General features: G+C 70.3%; 23 protein-coding genes and 1 pseudogene. 14 read left to right on the top strand and 10 right to left on the bottom strand.

The window, feature by feature from the left end; genetic code table 11:
* The first annotated feature begins 129 nt into the window (after nucleotides 1-129).
* Nucleotides 130-513 (top strand): cold-shock protein, encoded by a 384-nt coding sequence (locus tag ACIBK3_RS41900; RefSeq protein ID WP_150947923.1) that lies wholly within the window; start codon nucleotides 130-132, stop codon nucleotides 511-513.
* Between the two features lie 31 nt (nucleotides 514-544).
* Here the strand turns inward: ACIBK3_RS41900 and ACIBK3_RS41895 are convergent, their stop codons facing one another.
* The 4 genes from ACIBK3_RS41895 to ACIBK3_RS41880 all read right to left on the bottom strand — a co-directional run bounded on the left by ACIBK3_RS41895 (nucleotide 545) and on the right by ACIBK3_RS41880 (nucleotide 4531).
* A complete protein-coding gene (locus ACIBK3_RS41895) occupies nucleotides 545-1396 on the bottom strand; it encodes a 1,4-dihydroxy-6-naphthoate synthase (RefSeq protein ID WP_399373487.1) in 852 nt (283 codons plus the stop codon).
* On the bottom strand, nucleotides 1380-2093 hold the full coding sequence (locus ACIBK3_RS41890; RefSeq protein WP_399373486.1) for a futalosine hydrolase: 714 nt from the start codon (nucleotides 2091-2093) through the stop codon (nucleotides 1380-1382). The genes ACIBK3_RS41895 and ACIBK3_RS41890 overlap by 17 nt, the downstream gene beginning before the upstream one ends.
* 31 nt (nucleotides 2094-2124) lie before the next feature.
* Nucleotides 2125-2619, bottom strand: coding sequence for a hypothetical protein (locus tag ACIBK3_RS41885; RefSeq protein WP_399373485.1), 495 nt, complete (start codon nucleotides 2617-2619; stop codon nucleotides 2125-2127).
* Between the two features lie 451 nt (nucleotides 2620-3070).
* Nucleotides 3071-4531 (bottom strand): MFS transporter, encoded by a 1461-nt coding sequence (locus tag ACIBK3_RS41880; protein ID WP_399373484.1) that lies wholly within the window; start codon nucleotides 4529-4531, stop codon nucleotides 3071-3073.
* Nucleotides 4532-4822: 291 nt separating this feature from the next.
* Between ACIBK3_RS41880 and ACIBK3_RS41875 the strand changes: the two genes are divergently transcribed.
* The 5 genes from ACIBK3_RS41875 to ACIBK3_RS41855 all read left to right on the top strand — a co-directional run bounded on the left by ACIBK3_RS41875 (nucleotide 4823) and on the right by ACIBK3_RS41855 (nucleotide 12298).
* Entirely contained in the window at nucleotides 4823-5749 is a 927-nt protein-coding gene (locus ACIBK3_RS41875) for a DUF3027 domain-containing protein (RefSeq protein ID WP_399373483.1), read from the top strand.
* 213 nt (nucleotides 5750-5962) lie between these two features.
* Entirely contained in the window at nucleotides 5963-9097 is a 3135-nt protein-coding gene (locus tag ACIBK3_RS41870; RefSeq protein WP_399373482.1) for a sacsin N-terminal ATP-binding-like domain-containing protein, read from the top strand.
* 211 nt (nucleotides 9098-9308) lie between these two features.
* Nucleotides 9309-10187: a calcium-binding protein gene (locus ACIBK3_RS41865; RefSeq protein WP_399373480.1), complete on the top strand. Its 879-nt coding sequence runs from the start codon at nucleotides 9309-9311 to the stop codon at nucleotides 10185-10187.
* A 148-nt stretch (nucleotides 10188-10335) separates the two neighbouring features.
* Entirely contained in the window at nucleotides 10336-11226 is an 891-nt protein-coding gene (locus ACIBK3_RS41860; protein ID WP_399373479.1) for a hypothetical protein, read from the top strand.
* 229 nt (nucleotides 11227-11455) lie between these two features.
* Complete coding sequence (locus ACIBK3_RS41855) at nucleotides 11456-12298, top strand: hypothetical protein (protein WP_399373477.1); 843 nt, start codon at nucleotides 11456-11458, stop codon at nucleotides 12296-12298.
* 31 nt (nucleotides 12299-12329) lie between these two features.
* Here ACIBK3_RS41855 and ACIBK3_RS41850 read toward each other — a convergent pair whose 3' ends face one another.
* Complete coding sequence (locus tag ACIBK3_RS41850; RefSeq protein WP_399373476.1) at nucleotides 12330-14720, bottom strand: HAD-IC family P-type ATPase; 2391 nt, start codon at nucleotides 14718-14720, stop codon at nucleotides 12330-12332.
* Between the two features lie 230 nt (nucleotides 14721-14950).
* Nucleotides 14951-15250 (bottom strand): DUF2530 domain-containing protein, encoded by a 300-nt coding sequence (locus ACIBK3_RS41845; protein WP_399373475.1) that lies wholly within the window; start codon nucleotides 15248-15250, stop codon nucleotides 14951-14953.
* A gap of 116 nt (nucleotides 15251-15366) precedes the next feature.
* On the opposite strand from ACIBK3_RS41845, the gene ACIBK3_RS41840 reads away from it, so the two are divergent.
* Nucleotides 15367-16818 (top strand): NCS2 family permease, encoded by a 1452-nt coding sequence (locus ACIBK3_RS41840; RefSeq protein ID WP_399373474.1) that lies wholly within the window; start codon nucleotides 15367-15369, stop codon nucleotides 16816-16818.
* Nucleotides 16819-16945: 127 nt separating this feature from the next.
* Here ACIBK3_RS41840 and ACIBK3_RS41835 read toward each other — a convergent pair whose 3' ends face one another.
* Entirely contained in the window at nucleotides 16946-17128 is a 183-nt protein-coding gene (locus ACIBK3_RS41835) for a ribbon-helix-helix protein, CopG family (protein WP_399373473.1), read from the bottom strand.
* Between the two features lie 173 nt (nucleotides 17129-17301).
* Here ACIBK3_RS41835 and ACIBK3_RS41830 point away from each other — a divergent pair, with 173 nt between their 5' ends.
* The 3 genes from ACIBK3_RS41830 (at nucleotide 17302) to thpR (ending at nucleotide 19890) form a co-directional block, all read left to right on the top strand.
* Nucleotides 17302-17739: a MarR family winged helix-turn-helix transcriptional regulator gene (locus ACIBK3_RS41830; protein ID WP_399373471.1), complete on the top strand. Its 438-nt coding sequence runs from the start codon at nucleotides 17302-17304 to the stop codon at nucleotides 17737-17739.
* Between the two features lie 27 nt (nucleotides 17740-17766).
* Nucleotides 17767-19191 carry an MFS transporter gene (locus tag ACIBK3_RS41825; protein ID WP_399373469.1) on the top strand — a complete coding sequence of 475 codons (1425 nt, stop codon included), beginning with the start codon at nucleotides 17767-17769 and terminating at the stop codon, nucleotides 19189-19191.
* A gap of 126 nt (nucleotides 19192-19317) precedes the next feature.
* Nucleotides 19318-19890: an RNA 2',3'-cyclic phosphodiesterase gene (gene thpR / locus ACIBK3_RS41820; protein WP_399373468.1), complete on the top strand. Its 573-nt coding sequence runs from the start codon at nucleotides 19318-19320 to the stop codon at nucleotides 19888-19890.
* Nucleotides 19891-20051: 161 nt separating this feature from the next.
* On the opposite strand, the gene ACIBK3_RS41815 is transcribed toward thpR, so the two are convergent.
* The 3 genes and pseudogenes from ACIBK3_RS41815 to ACIBK3_RS41805 all read right to left on the bottom strand — a co-directional run bounded on the left by ACIBK3_RS41815 (nucleotide 20052) and on the right by ACIBK3_RS41805 (nucleotide 22439).
* On the bottom strand, nucleotides 20052-21047 hold the full coding sequence (locus tag ACIBK3_RS41815; RefSeq protein WP_399373467.1) for an aldo/keto reductase: 996 nt from the start codon (nucleotides 21045-21047) through the stop codon (nucleotides 20052-20054).
* A gap of 585 nt (nucleotides 21048-21632) precedes the next feature.
* Nucleotides 21633-21743, bottom strand: a pseudogene (locus ACIBK3_RS41810) (Uma2 family endonuclease); the annotation flags it as partial.
* Between the two features lie 21 nt (nucleotides 21744-21764).
* Nucleotides 21765-22439 (bottom strand): GDSL-type esterase/lipase family protein, encoded by a 675-nt coding sequence (locus tag ACIBK3_RS41805; RefSeq protein ID WP_399373466.1) that lies wholly within the window; start codon nucleotides 22437-22439, stop codon nucleotides 21765-21767.
* A 98-nt stretch (nucleotides 22440-22537) separates the two neighbouring features.
* Here ACIBK3_RS41805 and ACIBK3_RS41800 point away from each other — a divergent pair, with 98 nt between their 5' ends.
* The 4 genes from ACIBK3_RS41800 (at nucleotide 22538) to ACIBK3_RS41785 (ending at nucleotide 26469) form a co-directional block, all read left to right on the top strand.
* Nucleotides 22538-23524: a WD40 repeat domain-containing protein gene (locus ACIBK3_RS41800; protein WP_399373465.1), complete on the top strand. Its 987-nt coding sequence runs from the start codon at nucleotides 22538-22540 to the stop codon at nucleotides 23522-23524.
* Nucleotides 23525-23697: 173 nt separating this feature from the next.
* Nucleotides 23698-25200, top strand: a complete 1503-nt coding sequence (locus ACIBK3_RS41795) for a cellulase family glycosylhydrolase (RefSeq protein ID WP_399373464.1) — start codon at nucleotides 23698-23700, stop codon at nucleotides 25198-25200.
* 104 nt (nucleotides 25201-25304) lie between these two features.
* Entirely contained in the window at nucleotides 25305-26195 is an 891-nt protein-coding gene (locus ACIBK3_RS41790; RefSeq protein ID WP_399373462.1) for a hypothetical protein, read from the top strand.
* A 10-nt stretch (nucleotides 26196-26205) separates the two neighbouring features.
* A complete protein-coding gene (locus ACIBK3_RS41785) occupies nucleotides 26206-26469 on the top strand; it encodes a hypothetical protein (protein ID WP_399373461.1) in 264 nt (87 codons plus the stop codon).
* The last annotated feature ends 61 nt before the right edge of the window (nucleotides 26470-26530 follow it).

Genomic DNA, 26530 nt, shown 5'->3' with positions numbered 1-26530 from the left:
GCGACGTCTTGTCACCGGCCTCAAGACCATTAGCCTTGGTACCGGCGGGTCCCGACGACCCGCCCAAGTGCTATCAAGAGCCGTTTCCAGAAGCGGTTTTTCCCGACGAGTACGAGGACGAGGACAGACGTGCCTACCGGCAAAGTCAAGTGGTTCAACAGTGAGAAGGGCTTCGGCTTTCTCTCCCGTGACGACGGCGGGGACGTCTTCGTCCATTCCTCAGTCCTGCCCGCCGGAGTCGAGACACTCAAGCCGGGGCAGCGAGTGGAGTTCGGAGTGGTCGCCGGGCAGCGCGGTGACCAGGCACTTTCCGTGACGGTTCTCGATCCGACGCCCTCCGTCGCCGCCGCGACCCGCAAGAAGCCGGACGAACTGGCCTCCATCGTCCAGGATCTGACGACCCTCCTGGAGAACATCACCCCGATGCTGGAGAAGGGCCGTTACCCCGACAAGGTCTCCGGCAAGAAGATCGCCGGTCTGCTGCGCGCGGTCGCCGACCAGTTGGACGTGTGACCGCGCCTCAGCGGAACCCTCGAGGGAAGCCTCAGGGGAAATCGAGCGCGTCCGGGCCGAGGGGCGGTACCAGCCCCTCGGCCGCCGCACGGGTGAGCAGGCCCCGGATCGCCGCATAGCCGTTCTCGCCGAGGTCGGCGGTGAACTCGTTGACGTACAACCCGATGTGCTGGTCGGCGACGGCCGGGTCCATTTCCTGCGCGTGTTCCATGACATATGGGCGGGAAACCTCGGGATCGTCCCAGGCCGCCCGGACGGACGTACGAATGGAATCGGCCAGAATTGTCAGCGTTTCCGTGCCGAGAGAACGCTTCGCGATGATGGCGCCCAGCGGGATCGGCAGCCCGGTCGTCGCCTCCCAGTGCTCGCCCATGTCCGCGAGCTTGTGCAGCCCGTAGTTCCGGTACGTGAAGCGCGCCTCGTGGATGACGAGTCCCGCGTCGACCTTTCCGTCCCGCACGGCGGGCATGATCTCGTGGAACGGCATGACCACGATCTCGCCGACCCCGGAGAGCGTGTCCGCGGCCCACAGGCGGAACAGCAGGTACGCCGTCGACTTCTCGCTGGGCACGGCGACCGTACGGCCGGTGAGGTCGGCACCCGGCTCCCGGGTCAGCACCAGCGGGCCGCAGCCCCGGCCGAGCGCACCCCCGCAGGGCAGCAGGGCGTACTCGTCGAGGACGTACGGCAGCACGGCGTACGACACCTTCAGCACGTCGAACTCGCCGCGCTCGGCCATGCCGTTGGTGATGTCGATGTCCGCGAACGTCACGTCGAACGCGGGGGCGCCCGGCACCCGGCCGTGGGCCAGCGCGTCGAAGACGAAGGTGTCGTTCGGGCAGGGGGAGTACGCGATCTGCAGTGGCTCAGTGAGTGCGGTCATGTGGGGTCCAACTCTCCAGTGCGGGCGGGAGCTTCCCGAAGCCGGCCGTGAGGGCGGTCAGCGCGTCGCCGATGCGCCAGGCGGCGCGGTCGCGCGGGCCGACCGGGTTGGAGACCGCGCGCAGTTCCAGTACCGGTACGCCGTGCGCGGCGGCGGCCTCGGCGACACCGAAGCCCTCCATGGCCTCGGCGAGGGCACGGGGGTGGCGGGCGCGCAGTGCGGTGGCCCGGGCGGTGGTCCCGGTCACCGTCGACACGGTCAGCACGGTGCCGGCACGCCCTCCGGTCGCCGACACGACCTCTCGTACGAGTGATTCCGGCGGACGATGGGTGACGGTCCCGAACCCCAGCTCGGTCACCGGTACGAACCCGTCGGCCGTGTCCGCGCCCAGATCGGCCGCGGTGATCTCGTCGGCGACGACGAGCGAGCCGAGGGGCGCGTCCGGCAGGAATCCGCCGCCGATCCCGGCGGAGACGACCAGGTCGTAGGGGGCGCCTTCGAGGGCGGCGGCGGTGAGGGCGGTGGCGGTGGAGGCGGCGGCGAGGGCGGGGCCGACACCGGCGGCGAGGAGGTCGTACCCTCCCGGCAGCCGCTGCAGGACCACGCCGGGAAGCGGCACCTCCCGTACGGGCCCGGGGAACGCGCGAGCCACCGCGTCCCGTTCGACCGGGACCGCGGTGGCTACGAGGACGCGCATGACGGTACGCGGACGCTGACGCGGGCGCCGCTCAGGCGTCCGCGTTCTCCAGCTTGAAGTTCCACACGCCCTTGAACTGGTCGCTCTGGGCGGCCTTGTTCTGCTGCACGATGCTGATGTACAGCGTCTTCGGCGCGGCCTGCCCCTGCTGGTCGGCGAACAGGTCGACGCCCTGGAAGGAGTAGTACGTCTTCTTGTACACGCTGGTGACCTGCTGGCCGTTGATCCACAGAGCCCAGCCCGTGTCCGCGATCTCCGGGTCGACGCCGATGCGCAGCGTCTCGCTCTGCGGCACCTCGATCGCGTCCGACGCCTTCTTCAGCGCGCACTTGGTGGCCTCCTGGCGGCCGATGTCCTTGCCGTCGTCGTAGCACTTGGCCTCGGCGCTCACCGAGCGGCTGCCCACCGTCACGGTGGTGCGCGGCGTCGGCTTGTCGCAGGCCGACAGGACGAGCAGTCCGGCGGATACGGCGCCGGCGGCGGCGACAGCGCGGCGGCGTCGCACAGCGGATTGCATCGTGGTCATGGCCGAAGGCTATCGGGCACACCCACGGGCGCCTCCACGCGGGGTGCGCGGCGTGCCGAACCGGTGACGCCCGCCATGTCACGGCAGGACTCTCACCGCGCCGGCCGGGGCGGGCCTGCGTCATCCGGGGGTCGCTGCGTCGTCCGGAGGTCTCTGTGCCGCCCGGGATGCACGGGAGGCCGTCCCCGACCTGCCGCCGCGGGGGATGCACCGGAGCGTCCGGGACCCGCCCTGGGCCGCCGCCGGGTCGGTCCGGACGGGGCCCGCAACGCTGCTCACCTGCGTCGGGACGCATCCGCGCCGTCCGGGACGGTCCCTTGCGCGGGCCGGGGCGCTCACCCCCGGGGCCGGAGGGTCTCTGCACGGGCCGGGGCGCTCACGACCCCGCGCCGGAGGCTCTCGACGCGCCGGCCGGGGCGGGGCCCCGCGCGCCCGGGACCCGCGACGCTCCCTACGCCACCCGCGGCTTGGCCGGGGGGCCGTGGCGGGCCGACGTCAGGAGGCCCTTGACTGTGGCCAGCCAGCCGATGGCGACGAAGGCAGCGCCCACGAACAGGCCCAGGGTGCCGTTGAGGGGCATCACGATGCCGACCGCGCCCCCGAACACCCAGGCCATCTGCAGCAGCGTCTCGGAGCGGGCGAACGCCGAGGTACGCACCTGCTCGGGTACGTCCCGCTGGATCAGCGCGTCCAGGGACAGCTTGGCGAGCGCCTGCGAGAACCCGGCGACCGCCGCCAGGCACGCCACCAGGAACGCGCCGAAGAAGATCGCCGCCGTGATGGCCGTGCCCAGTACCACGCCCACCACCGTCACGATGATGATCTCCGGTGCCTTGGACTTGAGCCATGCCCCGACCGCCGTACCGATCGCGTTGCCCGCGCCGGCCGAGACGCCCACTATCCCCAGCGACACCGCCGCGCTCTCGCCGGTGAGCGGATGCTCCCGCAGCAGGAAGGCGAGGAAGAAGATCAGGAAGCCGGACAGGCAGCGCAGGGCGGCGTTGGCGCCGAGGGCGTGGGTGACGGCGATGCCGACCGTGCGCAGTCCGGGCCGCTTGACCGGCTTGAGATGCGGACCGTGCAGGTGTTCCTCGTCCGCCGCGAGCAGCGCGACGTCCTCGCCCTTGGCCGAGTCGACCTTCGGCGGCAGGGTGAAGGACAGGAACGTACCCGCGACGAAGATCACGAAGGCGCCGTAGAGCGGCCAGCGCGGTCCGATCGCCTGGAGCCCCGCCCCGATCGGCGCCGCGATCCCGGTCGCCAGGAGCCCGCCGAGGGTGACCCGCGAGTTGGCCTTCACCAGGGAGAACCGGGGCGGCAGAAGACGGGGTACGACGGCGCTTCTCACGACGCCGTACGCCTTCGACGCGACCAGGACGCAGAGCGCGGCCGGGTACATCTCGATGCTGCCGTTGATCACCGCGCCCGACAGGACGAGCGCGAGCAGTGCCCGGGCGAGCATCGCGCCCGCCATCGCCGCGCGGCGGCCGTGCGGAAGACGGTCGAGGAGGGGGCCGATCACCGGCGCGAGGACCGTGAAGGGCGCCATGGTGATGGCGAGGTAGAGGGCGACGCGGCCGCGGGCCTCGTCCGTGGGCACCGAGAAGAACACCGTGGAGGCGAGCGCGACGGTGATCATCACGTCGCCGGCGCCGTTCACCCCGTGCAGTTCGATCAGCTTGCCGAGCCCGGACTCACCGGCCCCGTGCGCGTGGGTCACCTTGCGGATGCCGCGGGCCGGGCCGGTGACGGGGAGGTGCAGGGCGCGGCCGACCGAGCGGAGGGAGCCGTTCATCCGGCCCGAACCGCCGCCTCGGCCACTCCCCTTGCTTCCTTTGTTCCCTTTGATCCCTTTGAGCCCTTTGGACCCACCGAACCCGGTGGCACCTTGGGGCGTCTTCGCGGCTGCCACCCCGTCATAGTGCCCCGAGAAAGCTCTGCGTAGTGCGGTTACCGCGCGTATGGACGCGCACTTCTGACAGCGATCTGTCAGCGATCTGACCGGGAACAGTCCCGTCGGTGTAGGCCAGGCGCACCGGAGCAGGTAGCGTGCGTATCTCAGCCATCCCGCAGAATGGGTGGTAGAGGTGCGCCCGAGCGTGAGCGGGCGTGGACGTCGACGCGGTCCCCAGGTCCGCTCCGTCCGCCCCGTCGCCGACAGGCAGACGCACCCGAGAGACGGCGTAGGAGAGAAGCGATACCTGTGAGCGCAGCGACCACGCGAAGCCGCACCCCCGACCGCTTGTGCGCCGAGGCCGTCGACCTCGCCCGCGCCGCCGCCGAGGAGGCCGCCGCGCCCGGCGTCGTCGGCGAGCACACGGGCCTGGTGTCCGAGGGCGACCGGGTCGTCACGCACTTCTTCGAGTGCAAGGAACTCGGGTACCGGGGCTGGCGCTGGGCCGTCACCGTCGCCCGCGCCTCCCGCGCGAAGATCGTCACCCTGGACGAGGTGGTCCTGCTCCCAGGCCCGGACGCCCTCCTCGCCCCCGAGTGGGTGCCGTGGAGCGAACGCCTGCGGCCCGGCGACATGGGCCCCGGCGATCTGCTCCCCACCGACGCCGAGGACCTCCGCCTGGAGCCCGGCTACACCGGCGACGACGAGCCGCTGCCCAACGCCCCCGTCTCCGAGGAGATGGCCGAGCTGGTCGAGGCGGAGGACGCGGAGGTCACGCCGGGCGCCCCGTCGAGCCTGCCCGCCGTTCCCGCGCGCGGATCGATCGCCGCGGTCGCGGAGGAACTCGGCATGCGCCGGGCCAGGGTGCTCTCGCGTTACGGCCTGCACGTCGCCGCCGACCGGTGGGAGGAGTCGTACGGCGCGAAGACCCCCATGGCGCAGGCCGCGCCCGCCTCGTGTGTGAGCTGTGGATTCCTTGTGCCGATCGGTGGCTCGCTGGGACAGGCCTTCGGTATCTGCGCCAACGAGTTCTCGCCGGCCGACGGCCGGCTGGTGTCGCTGGCATACGGCTGCGGCGGGCATTCCGAGGCGGCGGTCATGCCGAAGCCGCCGCGGCCGGCCCCGCCGGTGATCGACGAGACGACAGTGGACCCGTTCCCGCTGCGGCCGGCTCGTGATTCCGGCTCCGTACCGGACGTCTCCGACGAGGACGCGGCGGAGTTGGGCCACTCGTAGCTTTCCGGGGTTTCCGGGACGGGTGCGGGTGCGCGTCCATGGGGCTCCGCCCCGGGCCCCCGGCCCATGCGCACCCACCACCCGGCGCGGTGGGTTGAAGAGTTGACCTCGGGCGGAGCCCCAGCGGCGCTCGCATCGGCGCGGGACGCCCTTCGAACCGGCGTCGGCGCACCGCGCGGTACCTTCATCGTCACGCCGATGAGGAGAGTCAACGTGAGCAAGTTCGTGCGGCCCGCGGCCGAAGGTGCGGATCCTTTCGGTACCGCTCGTCTCAGGCGAGGCGTGCTGGATGCCTGGGCCACCAGTCCCGCCCGCTTCCGTGAGGACGCCAACGCCGAGGAGGATCTTGTCCTCGGCGGGTATCGGGACCGGCTCGTCGTGGAGCTCGCTCAGAACGCCGCCGACGCCGCCGCCCGGGCCGGTGTCCCCGGCCGGCTCCGTCTCACCCTGCGCGACGGTGTCCTCGTCGCCGCCAACACCGGCGCCCCGCTGGACGCGGCGGGCGTGGAGTCCCTGGCCACGCTGCGGGCTTCGGCCAAGCGCGACACGGACGAGAGGACCATCGGCCGCTTCGGCGTCGGCTTCGCCGCCGTGCTGTCCGTCACCGACGAGCCCGCCGTCGTCGGCCGGCACGGCGGGGTCCGCTGGTCCCTGGCCGAGGCCCGGGAACTCGCCGCCGACGTGGCCCGGCACAGCCCCTCACTGGGCGACGAGATCCGCCGCCGCGACGGACACGTGCCCCTGCTGCGGCTCCCGTTCGCCGCCGAGGGCACCGCCCCCGACCCGTACGACACGGCCGTCATCCTGCCCCTGCGCGACGCGGCCGCCGCCGACCTCGCGGAGCGTCTGCTGGACGCCGTGGACGACGCCCTCCTGCTCGCCCTGCCCGGGCTGGACGAGGTGGTGATCGAGACCGGTGACGGCACCCCGCGCACGTTGCGCCGCCGCGCGGACGGCGACCTGACCGTCGTGGAGGACTCACGGGACGGTACGACCCGCTGGCGTACGGCCGCCGCGTACGGGCCGCTCACGCCGGAGCTGCTCGCCGACCGGCCCGTCGAGGAGCGGCTGCGGCCGCACTGGTCGGTCACCTGGGCCGTGCCGGTCGACGCCGACGGCTCACCTGCCCGGCCCCGCACCAGCCCGGTCGTACACGCCCCCACCCCCAGCGACGAACCTCTCGGCGTCCCCGCCCTGCTCATCGCGTCGTTCCCGCTGGACACCACCCGCCGGCACGCGGCCCCCGGTCCGCTCACCGACTTCCTGGTGCGGCGCGCGGCGGACGCGTACGCCGAACTCCTCGCCGGCTGGCGCCCGGTGACCACCGGCATCATCGACCTGGTGCCCGGCCCGCTGGGCAAGGGCGAGCTGGACGGGGCGCTGCGGCAGGAGATCCTCGAACGGCTGCCGCGGACCTCTTTCCTGCCGCCCGCGGCGGAACCCTCCGAAGGCAAGGACGAAGACGAGGACCTGCCCGAGTCGCTCCGCCCCCGGGACGCGGAAGTGGTGGAGGGCGCGGGCAGCGACACCGTACGGGTCCTCGCCGAGGTGCTGCCCACCCTGCTCCCCGCCGGCCTCGAACGACGCGTTCAGCTGCGGACGTTGGGGGTCGCCCGGGTCCCGCTGACCGATGCCGTGGACCGGCTGGCCGGGCTGGAGAAGGCGCCGCACTGGTGGCGGCGGCTCTACGACAGCCTCGCCGGGGTCGATCCGGACCGGCTGTCCGGGCTGCCCGTGCCCCTTGCCGACGGGCGGACGACGATCGGCCCCCGCCAGGTGCTGCTGCCCACCTCCGAGGGCGCCCCCGTCGACCCCGAGGTCCTCGCCCGGCTCGGCCTCAAGGTCGCTCACCCGGACGCCGCCCACCCGCTCCTGGAGAAGCTCGGCGCACTGCCCGCGACCGCGCGCGCGGTGCTCACGACACCGCAGGTCCGGGCCGCCGTCGCCGCCTCGCTGGACGAGGAGGGCGGGCTGGACTGGGAGCAGGACGTGCCGGACGCCGAGGAACTGGCCGACACCGTCCTCACGCTGGTCCGGGACGCGGGCCTGGAGCCCGGTGACGAGCCCTGGCTCGGCGCGCTCGCGCTGCCCGACGAGGACGGCGAACTGGCCCCCGCGGGCGAACTCGTCCTCCCCGGCAGCCCCTTCCACCAGATCATGCGCGAGGACGAACTCGCCACGGTGGAAGCAGAGTTGGCGCAGAAGTGGGGCGAGCAGCCGTTGGCCGCCTGCGGGGTGCTCGCCACCTTCGCCCTCGTCCGGGCCACGGACGTCGTCCTCGACCCCGACGAACTGGAGCCCCGCGAAAGCGACTTCGCGGAGCCCGACGACGCCGGGCTGCTGGACGCCGTGGACGTGTGGTGCGAGGACATCCTCGACCGCTTCCCGGACACCCCCGTACCGCCGGTCGCCACGGAACTGGTCGCCGTACGGGACCTGGACCTGGTGGACGAGGACAAGTGGCCCCAGGCCCTGGCCCTGCTGTCGCAGCCGCCGTTGCGTGACGCCCTCGTCCAGCCCGTGCGGATCCTGCTGCCCGACGGCACGCACGAGGTCGTACGGCCGTACACGGCCTGGTGGCTGCGCGGCAATCCGGTCCTCGACGGCCGCCGCCCGGCCGGTCTGCTCGCCGCCGGCGGCGACCCGCTCCTGCGCGGGCTGTACGACGAGGCCGACGCGACCGGGTTCGACGACGAACAGGTGCTGCGGGCGCTGGGAGTACGGACGTCGGTCGCCGCGCTGCTCGACGAGCCCGGCGGCGCCGCCGAACTCCTGGACCGGCTCGCCGACCCGGACCGCGACGTCACCGGCGCCCAACTGCACGGCCTCTACAGCGCGTTGGCCGACCTGGATCCCGAGCAGGTGACCTTGCCGGACGAGCTGCGGGCCGTGACCGACGGCCGGGTCGAGGTGGTGGACGCGGCCGACGCCGTGGTCGTCGACTCGCCCGACCTGCTGCCGTTCACTCAGGGTGTCCCGCTGCTCCCCGTGCGCCCCGCCCGCGCCGCCGAACTCGCCGAGCTGTTCCAGGTGCGGCGCCTGAGCGAGTCCGTCACGGGCGAGGTCGACTCCGAGGGCACGGAACACGACGTACCGGAGCCGGTACGGGTGCTCCTCGGCGCGCGGACCCCGGCGACATACGTCGAACACGAGGAACTCTTCGTCGACGGCGTGGAGATCGACTGGCGCCTCACGAGCGACGGCACCCTGCACGCCGCCACCCTGGAGGGTGTGGCAGCCGGCCTCGCCTGGGCGGCGGGCCAGTGGCCACGGCGGTTCGAGGTGGCGGCGCTGCTGGAGGATCCGTCCCGGACGCAGGAACTGGCCCGGGACCGCTGGTTCGACTGACGCGCAGACCGTCACCGACGGGATGTTCCGGGCAACTGCCGCTCACTCCACGGGTGTTCGCTCCAAAAATTCATCTCCGTCGTACAACCTTTCACATTCGGTGTGGATCTCTTCACATGAGTCAACAGACTCGTATCACTTGGGTCCCCGCGTCGATGACGAGCCGTCAGGAACGATCGGTGCCGGGGCCCTCCTTCCACGTGGGGAATACATGCGTATACGTGCCACCGTGGCCGCCGTCACCGGTGCCCTGGCTCTCTCCGCCCTCGCCGTCCCGGCGGCCCAGGCCGGCTCGCAGAGCGACGTGAGCCTGGACCGGCCGAGCGCCGCGGAGCGGTTCGGCACCTCGTCCGCCAAGCCGGCGTTCAGGGCAGCCGCCGCCGAGCCCACCGTCTCGAACGTGACGGTGAACGCCGGCAAGGACATCGTTCTCGGCACCACCGTCGCCAAGACCATCGCCGTGTCCCTGACCGCCAGCCACCCCAGCGGCATCGAGGACGCCTACATCGACCTCTGGCACGGCACGAACGTCGAGGACGGCATGGACGGCCTCCTCGTGCCGAAGGAGGAGGTCGCCTCCTGCACGGCGTCCAGCGCCACGACGTCGAAGTGCAAGCTCACCATCCCGGTCGCACCCGGTTTGAACACCGACGACGGGGTCGGCGACCTGTACGCCAACGCGCTGGCCGGCACCTGGCACGTCAGGGTGGGCGCCCTGGCCAAGGACGAGGAGGTCTACTGGAACGACTCCTACAAGACCCACCGGGTCCAGAGGCTGTCGAAGCTCACGGTCAACGCCTCGCCGGAGCCGGTGAAGAAGGGCAAGACCATCACGGTCGTGGGCAAGCTGTCCCGTGCCAACTGGGAGGACCGCAAGTACCACGGCTACACCGGCCAGCCGGTCAAGCTGCAGTTCCGCAAGAAGAACTCCAGCACCTACACCACCGTCAAGACCATCAAGACGAACTCCACGGGCAACCTGAGCACCACCGTGAAGGCGACCGTGGACGGCTACTTCCGGTACAGCTTCGCCGGTACCTCGACGACCCCGGCGGTCACCACCGCGGGTGACTTCGTCGACGTGCGATGAGCGAGGCGTTCCTCGCACGATCCGCGGCGGAACGGGCGAACCGATTCCGTCCCTCGCGCATCTGACCATGTGAGCCACACGGCTCCATGGTCATCAGGGCCCCGGCGGCACGACCACCGTCGGGGCCCTTCTCTCCTGGGGGAAACGCATGCGCACTCGTGCCACCGTCGCCGCCGTCTCCGGCGCCCTGGCTCTCTCCGCCCTCGCCGTCCCGGCGGCGCAGGCCTCCGACAGTTCCTCGTACCGTGCCCGGGCCGCGCAGGCGCTGGCGCACAGCACGTCGTCCGCCTCGTCCGGTTCGGGCAGAACCGCGTTCCGTGCCGCCGCCGAGCCGCCCGCCCCGAACGTCAGCTTCTCCAACTTCAAGATCGCCAAGGCGGTCAAGGTCGGTACGACCGCCCGTGTCTCCGTCACGGCCACCTACACGCTGACCCACGGCGCCGACATCGACATCACCTCCGACAACTTCGCCAACGGACCCTTCATCTACAAGGGTTCGTCGCTCGACAACGCGGAGAACATGCTGGCCGGTGAGTACCCGGCCACCTGCACCGCCACCTCGGTGACCACCGCCACCTGCAAGGGCGCGATCGATATCGACCCGGGCGAGGACTATCTGGCGAACTCCAACGCCGGGACCTGGTCGGGCGGCGGGCTGGCCATGAACTACAGCACCCATGGCCAGAAGGCGCAGGGCGGGCTCGGCAAGATCCTGGTCCAGCGGGCCTCCAAGCTCACGGTCAACGCCTCGCCGGAGCCGGTGAAGAAGGGCAAGACCGTCACGGTCACCGGCAAGCTGGCCCGGGCCAACTGGGAGACCCTCAAGTACGCGGGGTACGCGAGCCAGCCGGTGAAGTTGCAGTTCCGTAAGGCGGGCTCCAGCACCTACACGACCGTGAAGACCGTGAAGACCGATATCAAGGGCAACCTGAGCACCACCGTGAAGGCGTCCGTGGACGGCTACTTCAGGTACAGCTTCGCGGGGACCTCGACGACCCCGGCGGTCAACGCCGCCGGTGACTACGTCGACGTGCGCTGATCCGGCGGCACCTCGCCCGACAGAAGCGGGACGTCGGCCTCAGCCCGTCGGCCTCGGCCCAGCCGGTTCAGCCACCTGAGGCCGACATTCCGTTTTCCTTATGCAAACGTCAAAGCTTACCCATGGACAGGCCAAATCGAGCCGCTCGGCTACAACCAACTCCACCCCTCACGGATCTGATCGCCTGAGCCAACAGGCTCCTAGATCACTTCTCCTTCAGGGGAACGCAATGCGCACAAGAGCCAAAATGGCCGCCGTCTCCGCCGTGACCGGCGCCCTGGCCCTGACCGCCCTCGCCGTCCCGGCGGCGCAGGCGGCCGACTCCGGCACTCCGTACACGCTGGACGTCAGCTTCTCGAACTTCAAGATCGCCTCCGCGATCAAGGTCGGCACGACCAACGTGGTCTCCGCCAAGGTCACCTACACGCTGACCCACGGCACGGGCGTCGACATCACGGCGGACGACTTCTTCACCGACGCCTTCATCTACCGCGGCACGTTCGACGACCCGACCAACGAGGTCTACGACGACGACTCCTCCACCTGCACGGCCACCTCGTCGACCACCGCCAACTGCACCGGCTCCGTCGACATCCACCCGGCCGACGGCGCGCTCGCCAACGCGGACGCCGGCACCTGGCACGGCGCCGCCGAGGCGATCGCCTTCAACGGGCAGGACCCGTCCAGCAGCAGCATCGACTACAGCAAGGTCGGCTACAAGGACCAGGGCCCCCTCGCGACCACGCTGGTGCAGCGCAACTCCGCGCTGACCGTCAACGCCGGTCCCGAGCCCGTCACCAAGGGCAAGACCATCACCTCCACGGGCAAGCTGTCCCGCGCGAACTGGGAGGACGGCAAGTACCACGGCTACACCGGCCAGCCGGTCAAGCTCCAGTTCCGCAAGGCGGGCACCAGCACGTACACCACCGTCAAGACGGTGACCTCGGACTCGTACGGCAATGTGAAGGCCACTGCCACGGCAACGTACGACGGCTACTGGCGCTTCAGCTTCGCCGGCACCTCGACGACCCCGGCCGTCAGCGCCGCCGGTGACTACGTCGACGTCAGCTGACCGCTGACCGCTGACCGACAAGCGTCAGCCGTCAAGCCGGAACGCGGCGGTCGACCCACTTCCACGCCACCTCCAGGGCGACCGCCGCCACCACCGAGATGCCCACCGCGATCCACGGCATCGTGATGCCGACCAGCTTCAGCGCGAAGAAGTCCTGAAGCGACGGCACCACCAGCACCACAAGGAACGCGGCGCCCATCGCCACCACCAGCACCACCCGCCACCACGTGTAGGGGCGGGCGATGATCGCCAGTACCCACATGGAGATCAGGAACAGCGTCAGTGTGGCGACGCTCGTCTCCGCGTCCAACGCGCCGCTGCCGGTGTAGTGGTGGCGGGCGATCAGGTACGTCACGAAGGTCGCGACCGCGGCGATGACCCCGCCGGGGACCGAGTACCGCATGACCCGCCGGACGAAGTGGGGCTGCGCTCGTTCCCGGTTGGGGGCGAGGGCGAGGAAGAACGCCGGGATGCCGATGGTGAGGGTGGACAGCATGGTCAGGTGGCGGGGCAGGAAGGGGTATTCGACCTGCCAGCACACCACGAACACGGCCAGCAGCACCGAGTAGACCGTCTTCACCAGGAACAGCGTGGCCACCCGGGTGATGTTGCCGATGACCCGGCGCCCCTCCGCGACCACCGACGGCAGCGTCGCGAAGCTGTTGTCGAGCAGCACGATCTGCGCCACCGCCCGGGTCGCCTCCGAGCCCGAGCCCATCGCCACGCCGATGTCGGCGTCCTTCAGCGCGAGCACGTCGTTCACGCCGTCACCGGTCATCGCGACCGTGTGCCCGCGTGACTGCAGCGCGCCCACCATGTCCCGCTTCTGCTGCGGGGTGACACGCCCGAACACCGTGCCCTCGTCGAGGGCCTCGGCCATGCCGTCCCGGTCGGCGGGCAGCCGGCGCGCGTCCACCGTGGAGCCGTTCAGCCCGAGCTTCGCGGCGACCGCGCCCACCGACACCGCGTTGTCCCCGGAGACGACCTTGGCGTGGACGTCCTGCTCGGCGAAGTAGCGCAGGGTGTCTGCCGCGTCCGGGCGCAGCCGCTGCTCCAGTACGACGAGGGCGGCGGGCCGGGCCCCGGCGGCGACCTCCGGGTCGTCGAGGTCGCGGGAGGCCCGGGCGAGCAGCAGCACCCTGAGGCCCTGTTCGTTGAGCCGCCCGGTCTCGGCGAGGGCGGGGTCGTCGTCGGGCAGCAGCACATCGGGGGCGCCCAGCAGCCACGTACTGCTCTCCCCGTTCCCCTCGCTGAAGGAGGCGCCGCTGTACTTGCGGGCGGAGGAGAACGGCAGCGACTCGGTGCACCGCCAGTCCTCGGCGTCCGCGTAGGCGTCGATGATCGCCTTCAGGGAGGCGTTGGGCCGCGGGTCGGACTCGCCGAGCGCGCCGAGGACCTTGTGCACGTACGACGGGTCGCCGTCGCCCAGCGCCCGCACCTCGGTGACGTCCATGCCGCCCTCGGTCAGCGTGCCCGTCTTGTCGAGGCAGACCGTGTCGACGCGGGCGAGGCCCTCTATGGCCGGGAGTTCCTGCACCAGGCACTGTTTCCGGCCGAGCCGGATGACGCCGATGGCGAAGGCGACGGAGGTGAGGAGGACCAGCCCCTCCGGGACCATCGGGACGATGCCGCCGACCGTTCGCGCGATGGAGTCCTTGAAGTCGTTGTTCTTGACGAACAGCTGGCTGATGACCAGGCCGATCGCGGTCGGGACCATCATCCACGTCACGTACTTGAGGATCGTGGAGATGCCGGAGCGCAGCTCGGAGTGGACGAGCGTGAACCGGGAGGCCTCCTCGGCGAGCTGGGCGGCGTAGGCCTCGCGGCCCACCTTGGTGGCCTGGAACGCGCCCCCGCCGGCGACCACGAAACTCCCGGACATGATCGGGTCCCCCGGCCGCTTGACCACGGGATCGGCCTCCCCGGTCAGCAGCGACTCGTCGATCTCCAGCCCGTCGGTCTCGACGCACACCCCGTCCACCACGGCCTTGTCGCCGGGCCCGATCTCGATGAGGTCGTCCAGCACGATGTCACTGGTGGCGACCCGGGAGGCGGTCCCGTCCCGCCGTACCGTCGGCCGGGCCTCCCCGATCACGGCCAGCGAGTCCAGGGTCTTCTTCGCCCGCCACTCCTGGACGATGCCGATGCCGGTGTTGGCGAGGATCACGAAGCCGAACAGGCTGTCCTGGATCGGCGCGACGGCCAGCATGATCAGCCAGAGCACGCCGATGATCGCGTTGAACCGGGTGAAGACGTTCGCCCGGACGATCTCCGGCAGAGACCGGCTGCTGCGCACCGGAACGTCGTTGACCTGCCCCCGCGCGACCCGCTCCGCGACCTCGGCCGCGGTGAGACCGGTCACCGCCGGGGCCGTCGTGGGGTGCACCGGGTCCAGTTCGGCGCCCGCGTCGATGTGCGTCATGCATTCGACGGTACGTGCGGATTTGAGGCTTCACCCGCCGAATGGGCGGAAGATCCGACCTGGGGAGGAGGTGAGGCGGGGGCAAATGGTGCCGTGGTTGTAGACCGGTGCACCGGGTTGACCGGTTGACCGGTTGACCGCCCTAAGGGTTGGCGGATTGATCGGTCGGGCGCGGGTGCGCCATGCGCGGGTGCGTACTCGGTCGGCGGGGCCTGCTCGGTCGCCGGTGCCTACTCGGCCGGCGGGGTCTGAGCGGGCTCCTGCGCAGGTGCCTGTGCGGACGCCGCGCTCTTGATCGCCGCGTCCCTGCGACGGACGTACCAGATGCCGATCAGCCCCAGCCCGGCCCCGGCCAGGCAGGTCCACAGCCACCAGGTGTGTCCGTGGTCGTCGAACCAGCCGTAGAAGGGGAGCTGCACCAGGAAGAGGGCGAACCAGAGGATCGTGCCGCCGACGACGGTCGGGACGATCGGGCCCTCCAGGGGCTCCGGCGCCTCACGCTTGGGGGATCCCGAAGAAGACACGGCCATGGGGACAGCTTACGAGGCGATCAGGTCTACGCGCGCAGATAGCTGTGTCCGGCGTTATACGTTCATACTGAAACCGTTTGTGCCCGACCGCTTCTCATCGTAGGAAACGACACAACATGTCCACCTCGGCCCCCGCCAAGGCCCCCGCCCCTGAACAGCCGGGAGCCGGGCCCGCCCACGGCGCCCTCGACCGCTACTTCCGGATCTCCGAACGGGGCAGCACCCTGCCCCGCGAGATCCGCGGCGGTTTCGCCACCTTCTTCGCGATGGCCTACATCATCGTGCTGAACCCGATCATCCTCGGCAGCGCGAAGGACATGTACGGGCACCAGCTCGACAACGGCCGGCTGGTCACCGCGACCGCCCTGACGGCGGCGTTCACCACGCTCCTCATGGGCGTCATCGGCAACGTGCCGATCGCGCTCGCCGCCGGACTCGGCGTGAACTCGGTCGTCGCCCTCCAGCTCGCGCCCCGGATGTCCTGGCCGGACGCGATGGGCATGGTCGTCCTGGCCGGCCTCATCGTGATGCTGCTCGTCGCCACCGGCCTGCGCGAACGCGTGATGAACGCCGTGCCCTACGGCCTGCGCAAGGCCATCTCCATCGGCATCGGCCTGTTCATCATGCTGATCGGCCTGGTCGACTCCGGCTTCGTCTCCCGGATCCCGGACGTCGCCCACACCACCGTCCCGCTCCAGCTCGGCGGCGACGGCCACCTCAACGGCTGGCCGGTGCTCGTCTTCGTCCTGGGCGCGCTGCTCACCCTCGCCCTGATCGTCCGCAAGGTGTCCGGCGCGATCCTCATCTCGATCGTCACCATGACGGTCCTGGGCGTGGTCATCAACGCGGTCGCGAAGGTGCCGTCCTGGGGCCTGACGACCCCGAAGTGGCCCGGCAACCCCGTCGCCTCCCCCGACTTCGGGTTGATCGGGAAGGTCAGCCTCTTCGGCGGATTCGACAAGGTCGGCGTGCTGACCGGCATCCTCTTCGTCTTCACCGTGCTGCTGTCCTGTTTCTTCGACGCCATGGGCACGATCATGGGCGTCAGCGACGAGGCCGGGCTGACCGACGCCCAGGGCCAGATGCCCGGCATCAACAAGGTCCTCTTCGTCGACGGCATCGCGGTCGCCGCGGGCGGCGCGGGCAGCTCCTCGGCCACGACCTGCTTCGTCGAATCCACGGCGGGCGTCGGCGAGGGCGCCCGCACCGGGCTCGCGAACGTCGTCACGGGCGCGCTGTTCGCCGTAGCGCTGTTCCTGACCCCCGTCGCCACGATGGTGCCGTCCCAGGCCGCCACCCCTGCCCTGCTCGCGGTCGGGTTCCTGATCCTCGCCGGTTCGATCAAGGAGATCGACTGGGCCGACCACACGATCGCCATCCCGGCTTTCGTGACCATGGTGATGATGCCGTTCACCTACTCGATCACCAACGGCATCGGCATGGGCTTCATCACCTTCGTGGTGCTGCGCCTGGCGGCCGGCCGCGGCAAGGAGATCCCGGTGGCGATGTACGCCGTCTCGGCGGTGTTCGCCTTCTACTACCTGATGCCGGCGCTGGGGCTCACTTGACCGCGTAGAGCCGTCCGGCTCACGTGACGCCGTAGAGCCGCTCGGCCTCACGTGACCCCGCAGAGCCGCTCGTTCTACGAGGCCGTAGAGCCGCTCGTTCTACGTGACCCCGTAGAACCGCTCATCCTCACGTCACCCCGTAGAACTTCTCCGTCTCCTCGACGGCGGCCTGGAACCGCTCGTCGAAGTCGTCGCGAACGAGCGTCCGGACGACGTAGTCCTGGACGCTCATTCCCCTTCTCGCCGCATGGTGCCGGAGCCGCTCGAGCAGCTCCCCGTCCATCCGCAGGCTGAGCACGCTGGTCCCCATGACACGAGGGTCGCGGGCGGGCTCCGGGTGACGTTCACTTTCCGCCGCCGATTCACCCGTTCGGGTGTAGATCGTTGTGGATCTGGGCGTGGATCGGGTCTCCGTGTCCCGAGTCACGGGAATCCTCGTGCGCCCCAGCTTGTTTAGCGAGGGTAATGAGTTACGCTAAAGACATGCCGGACCTCACCCATGGCGACGACGCTGCCGCCGTGAACTCCCTTCGCTCCGCCGTGATGCGCCTGTCCCGTCGGCTCAAGCACCAACGGGTCGACGAGTCGCTGAGCCCCACCGAGATGTCGGTACTGGGCACGCTCTCCCTCTACGGCCCGGCCACCCCGGGTGAACTCGCCCGCAAGGAGCACGTCCAGCCGCCGTCGATGACCCGCATCGTGGCGCTGCTCGAAGCCAAGGGGCTGGTCCGTCTGGAGCCGCACCCCGAGGACCGGCGCCAGAAGGTCGTCACGAAGACCGAGCAGGCCGAGGCCATGCTCGAGGAGAGCCGCCGCAAGCGGAACGCCTTCCTGGCCACCCTGGTCGACGGCCTCGACGAGGACGAGTGGGCCAAGCTGCGCGCCGCCGCCCCGGTACTGGAGAAGCTCGCACACCTGTAAGCAGCGTTCACGAGGAGGCGACCCCTTTTGAGTTCGGGACCCGGAGCAGACTCCGCCCCCGCACCTGCCACCCACGAATCCCCGCCCGCCCCCGAGAAGCACACTCCTCAGAAGCGCACCCCCGAGAAGCGCACTCCCGAGACACCTGCCGCCTCGTCCGAGGGCACCCGCAAGTCCTCGATGTTCAGCTCGCTGAAGGTCAGGAACTACCGCCTGTTCTTCGCCGGCCAGGTCGTCTCGAACATCGGCACCTGGATGCAGCGCATCGCCCAGGACTGGCTGGTCCTCAGCCTCACCGGCTCCTCGACCGCCGTCGGCGTCACGACGGCCCTGCAGTTCCTGCCGATGCTGCTGTTCGGCCTCTACGGCGGCGTCCTGGTCGACCGTCTGCGCAAGCGGCCCACGCTGCTGGTCACCCAGTCGGCGATGGCCCTCACCGCGATCTTCCTGGCTGTCCTCACCCTCTCCGGCCACGTCCAGGTGTGGCACGTCTACGTCGCCGCCTTCGCCGTGGGTCTCGCGACCGTGGTCGACAACCCGGCCCGCCAGACCTTCGTCTCCGAACTGGTCGGCCCGGGGCAGCTGCAGAACGCGGTCAGCCTGAACTCGGCGAACTTCCAGTCCGCCCGACTGGTCGGCCCGGCGGTCGCCGGCCTGATGATCACCGGCGTGGGCACCGGTTACGCGTTCCTCGCCAACGGCCTGTCCTTCGTCGCGCCGCTCGCCGGTCTGCTGATGATGCGGTCGCGTGAACTGCACGTCGTCGAACGGGCGCCGCGCGGCAAGGGGCAACTGCGGGAAGGGCTGCACTACGTGGCCGGCCGTCCGGAGCTGATCTGGACCATCGTGCTGGCCGGGTTCGTCAGCACCTTCGGCTTCAACTTCCCCGTCTACCTCTCCGCCTTCGCCAACGATGTCTTCCACGCGGGCGCCGGCTCGTACAGCCTCTTCAACACCCTGATGGCGGTCGGCTCCCTGGCGGGCGCCCTGCTCGCGGCCCGGCGCGGTACGGCCCGGATGCGGGTGCTGATCGCGGGTGCGGTGGCCTTCGGCACCATGGAGGCGGTGGCCGCGATCGCCCCGTCCCTGTGGCTGTTCGCCCTGCTCATGGCCCCGATAGGGATGTTCGGCATGACGGTCAACGTCACCGCCAACAGCAGCATCCAGCTGACCACCGCGCCGGCCATGCGGGGCCGTGTGATGGCCCTGTACATGATGGTGTTCATGGGCGGCGCCCCGGTGGGCGCGCCGATCGCCGGCTGGATCACCGACGCGTACGGCGTCCGGGCGGGCCTGGCGGCGGGCGGCGCCGTCTCGGCCGCCGCGGCCGTGGCCATCGCCCTGGTCCTGGCCCGCGTCGGCAACCTACGGCTGTCGGTCGGCTGGAACGGAGGGCATCCACGGGTACGGTTCGTGCCCCGGGAGCGCGAGCGACTGGCGGCGGCGGTGTAGCAGTCCACAAAACTGCTGCGCAGTCCACAACCTGCTGTAGCAACCACGCCCTGCTGTAGCAGACCCCACCCTGCCGGGTGCGGCCTTGCCACCGCACCGGGCCCTCGTGCTGCCAGGCTGGTGTTCATGAGACTCTTCGCCGCGGTGCTGCCCCCCGAGGACGTGTCGACCGAACTCGCCGCCCAGGTCGCCGGGTTGCGTAAGCTCCCCGGGGCGGACGGGCTGCGCTGGACCGGCCGGCCCGGCTGGCACTTCACGCTCGCGTTCTACGGCGAGGTGGACGACGACCTCGTACCGGATCTGTCGGCACGGCTGGCGCGGGCGGCGCACCGTACCGCGCCTTTCCCGCTGGCGCTGCGCGGCGGCGGGCAGTTCGGGCACGGGCGGGCGCTGTGGGCGGGCGCCGAGGGCGACGTACAGGCGATGCGTCTGCTGGCCGACCGTGCCGAGGCGGCGGCGCGGAAGGCGGGCCTGCCGATGGGGGAGCACCGTCGCTACAAGGCCCACCTGACGGTGGCCCGCAGCCGGGAGAGTGTGGAGGTGCGGCCGTACCTGGCGGCGCTGAAGGAATTCAGGAGCCGCACCTGGACAGTGGACGAGCTGGCCCTGGTCCGCAGCAGCCTGCCGACGTCGGGGGTGCCGGGCGAGCAGCCCCGCTACGAGACGGTCGGCCGCTGGCCGCTGGAGGCGGCCGGTTAGGCTCGATGGCGTGGACCCGAAAACCCGGAACCGGATCATGGCCGGTGTGCTAGTGCTGATGTTCGTGGTGGTGGCCGTGGCGGCGGTGGTCGGCAGGTAACGCCCGGCCACCGCCGGTCACCCCTTCTTCGCAGCCGTCGGTTGTCAGCGTCGGCGCTCGGTTACCAGGCGAAGGCCTCCGGAGACGGGCCCGGCCCGGGGAAGATCTCCTCCAGGCCGGTCAGCAGTTCCTCGCTCAGTTCCAGCTCGACCGCGCGCAGGGCGGAGCCGAGCTGCTCGGCGGTGCGCGGGCCGACGATCGGGCCGGTCACACCGGGGCGGGTGAGCAGCCAGGCCAGCGCGGCCTCACCGGGCTCGATCCCGTGCTTCTCCAGCAGGTCCTCGTAGGCCTGGATCTGCGCGCGTGAGCTGGGGTTGGCCAGGGTGTCGGCGGCCCGTCCGGAGGCACGACGCCCGCCCTGGACCTCCTTCTTGATCACACCGCCGAGCAGACCGCCCTGGAGCGGCGACCAGGGGATGACCCCGAGGCCGTACTCCTGCGCGGCCGGGATGACCTCCATCTCGGCGCGGCGCTCGGCGAGGTTGTACAGGCACTGCTCGCTGACCAGCCCGATGGTGCCACCGCGGCGGGCGGCGATCTCGTTGGCCTGGGCGATCTTGTAGCCGGGGAAGTTGGAGGAGCCGACGTAGAGGATCTTCCCCTGCTGGACCAGCACGTCGATGGCCTGCCAGATCTCCTCGAAGGGAATGGCGCGGTCGATGTGGTGGAACTGGTAGACGTCGATGTAGTCGGTCTGCAGCCGCTTCAGCGAGGCGTCCACGGCCCGCCGGATGTTGAGGGCGGACAGCTTGTCGTGGTTGGGCCAGGCGGCGGTGCCGTCCGCGGCCATGTTGCCGTAGACCTTGGTGGCGAGCACGACCCGGTCGCGCCGCTCGCCGCCCTTGGCGAACCAGTTCCCGATGATGCTCTCGGTACGGCCCTTGTTCTCGCCCCACCCATAGACGTTGGCCGTGTCGAAGAAGTTGATCCCCGCGTCGAGCGCCGCGTCCATGATGGCGTGGCTGTCCGCCTCGTCGGTCTGCGGACCGAAGTTCATGGTGCCGAGCACCAGCCGGCTGACCTTGAGTCCTGTGCGTCCAAGCTGCGTGTACTCCATGACCACTCAGCCAACGTCTTGGAGTGCGCTCCAGGCAAGTGCGTTCATGGCAGAGTCATGCCTTGAAGACCTCGACGTCGATATCGACGGGCCGTACCCGGAGTCGGGGTGTTTCGAGCCGCCGTTCGCGCACTGAGGCCGGGGGCGGTCAGTCGCGGGGGAACTCGTCGGTCCTGAGGGTGAGACCGAGGTGGGTGGTGGTCATGTCGACGTCCGCCCCGAAGGCCACGGACAGTTCGCTGACGTACTCGCCGTCCTTGGGCTGGTTGAATCCTCCCCCAGCTCAAGCAGGGGGATTCCTGGCTCACGCTGCCTGCGGGTCAGCGACCCGACAGGTCTTCCACGATCAACACCAGCCGGGTTGAAACCAGCCCGGTTTGATACGGCAAAGCTTGGAGGTGCATGTGCTGTCTTGGCTCTCGATCAGCACGGTGTACGCGCTTGGTTCTCGCAACGCACGGCGTGCAGCTTACCCGATCACGTGGACGGTGTTTCGCCCTGGCGGCGAAATCCCGCTTCCGGCCCTGCTCCGCAGAAGTCCGATACCTCCCCGGCCTGAAGGCCGAGGCATCCTCGGAGGAACCCGGTGAAGAGGTGGCACCTGCCCTGGTAGGTATCGGCGATGAGGTACACGGGGACTTCTGCCAGCGCGTACGCCGTCTTCTTGGGGCCGTAGTCGTTCTGGGCCGTGCCTTGCATATGCCGTGCTCGGGGAGCTCAGTCCCCGTAAGGCTTCCCCAGGTCCCAGCTCTGGTGCATCGCGTCCGCGAACGCCGCCGCGATCTTGTGCTCGCCGCTCGCGTTGGGGTGGGTGCCGTCGTAGGTGTCGGTGTGGACGGCGTACGACGACGGGGTCGACGCCGGCAGGAGCGGTGAGCGCGGCTCGTCGAGGTCGGCTGCCGTCTTCGCCAACAGGTCGTTGAAGAGGGCTACCTGGGCGGCGAAGCCGGGGTCCGACTGGGCCCGGACGTTCGGGATCACCGGTAGCAGGACCATGCCCACACGCGGGTTGGCTTCCCGCGCCGCCGCCACGAAGGCCCGGACGTTTTCCGCCGTCTGCTCCGCGTTCGTGTAGAAGCCGAGGTCGATCAGGCCGAGGGAGACGAGCAGGAGGTCCGCCCGGGTCTGCCGTACCGCCTCGCCGATCAGCGGGGCCATGTGCTGCCAGCCCTCTCCCCAGCCGGCCAGGTGGGCGCGGGGGAAGTCCGGGTCGGCGTACGCGTACGACGTGGGGGCGTCGGAGGCCTTGTCGTAGAGCGTCTCGCGCGGGCCGACCAGGGTGAACGGGCCGTCGTACGTCGTGCACAGGTGGCGCCACAACCGGTAGCGCCAGGTGTGTTCGCCCGCGCTCCCGATCGTCATGGAGTCGCCGACCGGCATGATCCTGAGCATCCGCTCATCATGGATGATCTCCGCGTGCGGGCGGGGCGCGCGAGGGTGTGAGGCCTGCCACGCGCCGTACCGCGCGGGCGGGATGGCAGTCTTGGGGCATGCGTCGCTCCCTTGCCTTCCTCGCCGCGGGCCTCCTCGTCGGTGCGCTCGCCCTGCCGGCCGCCGCCGCGGACGGGGACGAGGGGTTCACCATCTCGGACCCCCGTATCACCGAGTCCAGCGGACTGGCCGCGTCCCGGCAGCACCCCGGCATCTACTGGACGCACAACGACAGTGACGACGGCGCCTTCATCTACGCCGTCGACAGCAGGACGGGGAAGACCGTCGCGACCGTCACGCTGACCGGTGTGGGGCGCCCCCGTGACGTCGAGGCCATCTCCATCGGCCCCGGCAACCAGATCTACGTCGGCGACATCGGCGACAACCTCGGCGGCAGCTGGCCCTATGTGTGGATCTACAAACTGCCCGAGCCCGAGCAGTTGCGGGACCAGACGATCCGGGCCACGCAGTACGTCGTGAAGTACTCGGACGGACCGCGCAACGCCGAGTCCCTCGTCGTGCACCCCAGGACCGGGCGCGTCTACATCGTCGACAAGAACGAGAAGGGCGGCCACCTTTACGAGGGTCCGGCCGGCCTCTCCACCTCCGGGACCAACATCTTCAAGCCCATCGCCCCCGTCCCCGACCTGGAAGCCACCGACGCCGCCCTGTCCCCCGACGGTGAACAACTCGTCGTACGCAGCTACTTCGGGGCGATCGCCTACGACTGGAACGGCGGGAGGATCAAGCGGCTGGAGCGGCTCGGCGTGCCGTTCCTGGGCCAGGGCGAGTCCGTCACCTACACCGACGACGGGAAGACGCTCATGTTCGGCGCGGAGGGGACGGACAGTCCCGTGAAGCCGGAGGACGCGCCCGGGGGCGGTGGGTCCAAGTCACCGTCCGGGAAGGGAAGTTCCGCGGACGGCATCAGCGACAGCACGGGAACCGGCGACGGCCTGGACGGCAACGTCAAGACCGGCGCGATCGTCGTGGTCGCCGCCGCCGCGGCCCTGTTCGGTCTGCGGCGGCTGTTCCGGCGCTCCTGAGTCCCCGCCGCACCCCCGCTGCTTCGGGTGCGCCGCGGGCCGGCGACGGTCGCCGACAAGGTGACGTCAAACCTCTTGACGCGTTCATGCAGTCTGACTTCCATGGGAGGTGCGGGGTTGTGGGAGCGCTCCCACTGGTTCCGGGCCCGCGCCTCCCGAGAGGAAGCAGCGACATGTTCCGCAGCTTGCGAAGAGCGCTGTGCGCGGTGGCGGCCGCGCTCCTGTTACCCCTGGGGGCCGGCGCGCAGACGGCCCACGCGGCGGAGTCCGGCGCCGGCTACTGGCACACCGGCGGCCGTCAGATCCTGGACGCGGCCGGGCAGTCGGTCCGGATCGCCGGGATCAACTGGTTCGGCTTCGAGACCAGCAACAACGTCGTCCACGGCCTGTGGTCCCGCGACTACAAGAGCATGATCGACCAGATGAGGTCGCTGGGTTACAACACCCTGCGCATCCCCTACAGCGACGACATCCTCAAGAGCGGCGCCGTCACCGACAGCATCGACTTCTCCGGCGGCAAGAACGCCGACCTCCAGGGGCTCAACCCGCTGGGCGTACTGGACAAGATCGTCGCGTACGCCGGCCAGGACGGCCTCAAGGTCATCCTGGACCGGCACCGCCCGGACGCCGGCGGCCAGTCGGCGCTCTGGTACACGGCGGCGGTCCCGGAGTCGACGTGGATCGCCAACCTCAAGTCCCTCGCGGCCCGCTACAAAGGCAACCCGACCGTCGTAGGCATCGACCTGCACAACGAGCCCCACGACCCCGCCTGCTGGGGTTGCGGCGACACGAGCCGTGACTGGCGCCTGGCCGCCCAGCGTGCGGGCAACGCGGTGCTCTCCGTCAACCCCGACCTGCTGATCTTCGTCGAGGGCGTGCAGACGTACAACGGCGTCTCGGGCTGGTGGGGCGGCAACCTGATGGGCGTGGCCCAGTACCCGGTGCAACTCGACGTGGCCAACCGGGTCGTGTACTCCGCCCACGACTACGCCACCAGCGTGGCCCAGCAGAGCTGGTTCAGCGATCCGTCGTTCCCGGACAACATGCCCGGCATCTGGGACAAGTACTGGGGCTACATCTTCAAGCAGAACATCGCCCCCGTCTGGGTCGGCGAGTTCGGTACGACGTTGACGTCGACGGTCGACCAGAAGTGGCTGGCGGCGCTGGTGAGTTACCTGCGGCCGACGTCGACGTACGGCGCCGACTCCTTCCACTGGACCTTCTGGTCCTGGAACCCCAACTCCGGTGACACGGGCGGGATTCTGAAGGACGACTGGCAGACGGTGGACACGGTGAAGGACGGCTATCTGGCGAGCGTCAAGGCGCCGGGGTTTCCGGCGGGCGGGGGCGACCCCGGTGATCCCGGCGGGGGCACGGCCGCCTGCACCGCCGCCTACACCGTCAGCAGTGACTGGGGCGGCGGCTTCAACGCCGAGGTGAAGGTGACCAACTCGGGCACGACCGCGCTGAAGTCGTGGAAGGTGACGTGGGCCTGGCCCGGGGCCCAGAAGATCACCAGCATGTGGAACGCGTCGTACACCCAGTCCGGGTCGACGGTCAGCGCCGTGAACGCCTCACACAACGGGGCGCTCGCGCCGGGCGGTACGGCGAGCTTCGGGTTCGGGGGCGCGCCCGGGGGTGCGGGTGTGCCGGCGGTGAGCTGTACGGCGACGTGAGAGCAGCCCGCAACTGACGTGAGTCAGCGGTGTGTTCACCCGTCCGGATGATCACGCGGCCGTATGACCGTGGAGTGTGTGTTCTCCCGGTTACGTTCCGTCGCATGGTCAGCTCACCACACGACGCGATGCACCGGATCTTCCGGGAGGACCCGGGGCTGGTGGCCCGGGTCCTGCCCCGGGCGGGCATCTCGTTCCCCGACTACACCTCGATCGATCTCCTGGACACCGATCTCACCGAGATCAAGCCGATGGAGCGTCGAGTGGACAGCATCTTCCGGGTCCATGTGCCCGACGACGAGGGCGGGTTCCTGCTCGCCGTCGAGTCACAGGGCAAGCCGGACCCGGACAAACGCAACAGCTGGACGTACTACTTGGCGCACATGCACGCCAAGTACAGGCTGCCGCCCATCCTCGTGGTGCTCTGCAGGGACAAGGCGACGGCCGCGTGGGCGGCGGAGCCCATCCGGATCGGGCGCCGCTTCCACACCAGCATGCTCGTGTTCCCGCTGGTGCTCGGGCCCGGGAACCTGTCCGCGATCACCGATCCGGAGGAGGCCGCGGAGGACGTTCCACTCGCCGTGTTCTCCGCGTTCGCTCACGCCAAGGACCCGGGTCTGCCTGCGATACTGGAGGCGCTTGCGGCAGCGCTGGCGGGCCGGGACGAAGGCAGTGATGACTGGGCGGAATATGTTGAAATCGGCCTGGGCGACGGCCCGGCCCGTGACCTTTGGAGGCAACTGATGGCCACCTACACCCCGAACTTTCCCGGCAGCGGCACGATCGTGGAAGAGGCATGGCTCGCAGGCCGTGCCAAGGGCGAGGCCAAGGGCCGTGCCGAGGCCATCCTCCACGTCCTCGGCGCGCGCGGTATCGAGATCTCCGACGCAGTCCGGGGCCGGGTCATGGGCTGTACCGATCTGGACGTGCTGGGAGCCTGGCTCGGCCGCTCCCTGAGCGTGACGAGCGCCGAAGAGCTGTTCGCCGAGGAGTAGGAGGCAACTGATGGCCACCTACACCCCGAACTTTCCCGGCAGCGGCACGATCGTGGAAGAGGCATGGCTCGCAGGCCGGGCCAAGGGCGAGGCCGAGGGCGAGGCCAAGGGCCGTGCCGAGGCCATCCTCCGCGTCCTCGGCGCGCGCGGTATCGAGATCTCCGACCCAGTCCGGGGCCGGGTCATGGGCTGTACCGATCTGGACGTGCTGGGAGCCTGGCTCGGCCGCTCCCTGAGCGTGACGAGCGCCGAGGAGCTGTTCGCCGAGGAGTAGGAGCTACGAAGGGCGCCCCGCGGTACTCCCCCAGGGCGCCCTTCGTCGTCGGAAGCGTTGG

Origin of the sequence: Streptomyces sp. NPDC050287, assembly GCF_044459385.1 — a bacterium.
In the GTDB taxonomy this organism is placed as follows: domain Bacteria; phylum Actinomycetota; class Actinomycetes; order Streptomycetales; family Streptomycetaceae; genus Streptomyces.
This window is presented reverse-complemented; position numbering and strand designations above follow the sequence as displayed.

What these genes read in the sequence shown, in the direction of transcription:
- ACIBK3_RS41890 (WP_399373486.1), bottom strand. Translation starts at nt 2,093, where the DNA reads ATGCGCGTCCTCGTAGCCACCGCGGTCCCGGTCGAACGGGACGCGGTG.
- thpR (WP_399373468.1), top strand. Translation starts at nt 19,318, where the DNA reads ATGAGACTCTTCGCCGCGGTGCTGCCCCCCGAGGACGTGTCGACCGAA.
- ACIBK3_RS41855 (WP_399373477.1), top strand. Translation starts at nt 11,456, where the DNA reads ATGCGCACAAGAGCCAAAATGGCCGCCGTCTCCGCCGTGACCGGCGCC.
- ACIBK3_RS41865 (WP_399373480.1), top strand. Translation starts at nt 9,309, where the DNA reads ATGCGTATACGTGCCACCGTGGCCGCCGTCACCGGTGCCCTGGCTCTC.
- ACIBK3_RS41860 (WP_399373479.1), top strand. Translation starts at nt 10,336, where the DNA reads ATGCGCACTCGTGCCACCGTCGCCGCCGTCTCCGGCGCCCTGGCTCTC.
- ACIBK3_RS41795 (WP_399373464.1), top strand. Translation starts at nt 23,698, where the DNA reads ATGTTCCGCAGCTTGCGAAGAGCGCTGTGCGCGGTGGCGGCCGCGCTC.
- ACIBK3_RS41835 (WP_399373473.1), bottom strand. Translation starts at nt 17,128, where the DNA reads ATGGGGACCAGCGTGCTCAGCCTGCGGATGGACGGGGAGCTGCTCGAG.
- ACIBK3_RS41805 (WP_399373466.1), bottom strand. Translation starts at nt 22,439, where the DNA reads ATGCTCAGGATCATGCCGGTCGGCGACTCCATGACGATCGGGAGCGCG.
- ACIBK3_RS41840 (WP_399373474.1), top strand. Translation starts at nt 15,367, where the DNA reads ATGTCCACCTCGGCCCCCGCCAAGGCCCCCGCCCCTGAACAGCCGGGA.
- ACIBK3_RS41845 (WP_399373475.1), bottom strand. Translation starts at nt 15,250, where the DNA reads ATGGCCGTGTCTTCTTCGGGATCCCCCAAGCGTGAGGCGCCGGAGCCC.
- ACIBK3_RS41790 (WP_399373462.1), top strand. Translation starts at nt 25,305, where the DNA reads ATGGTCAGCTCACCACACGACGCGATGCACCGGATCTTCCGGGAGGAC.
- ACIBK3_RS41785 (WP_399373461.1), top strand. Translation starts at nt 26,206, where the DNA reads ATGGCCACCTACACCCCGAACTTTCCCGGCAGCGGCACGATCGTGGAA.
- ACIBK3_RS41800 (WP_399373465.1), top strand. Translation starts at nt 22,538, where the DNA reads ATGCGTCGCTCCCTTGCCTTCCTCGCCGCGGGCCTCCTCGTCGGTGCG.
- ACIBK3_RS41850 (WP_399373476.1), bottom strand. Translation starts at nt 14,720, where the DNA reads ATGACGCACATCGACGCGGGCGCCGAACTGGACCCGGTGCACCCCACG.
- ACIBK3_RS41885 (WP_399373485.1), bottom strand. Translation starts at nt 2,619, where the DNA reads ATGACCACGATGCAATCCGCTGTGCGACGCCGCCGCGCTGTCGCCGCC.
- ACIBK3_RS41830 (WP_399373471.1), top strand. Translation starts at nt 17,302, where the DNA reads ATGCCGGACCTCACCCATGGCGACGACGCTGCCGCCGTGAACTCCCTT.
- ACIBK3_RS41895 (WP_399373487.1), bottom strand. Translation starts at nt 1,396, where the DNA reads ATGACCGCACTCACTGAGCCACTGCAGATCGCGTACTCCCCCTGCCCG.
- ACIBK3_RS41815 (WP_399373467.1), bottom strand. Translation starts at nt 21,047, where the DNA reads ATGGAGTACACGCAGCTTGGACGCACAGGACTCAAGGTCAGCCGGCTG.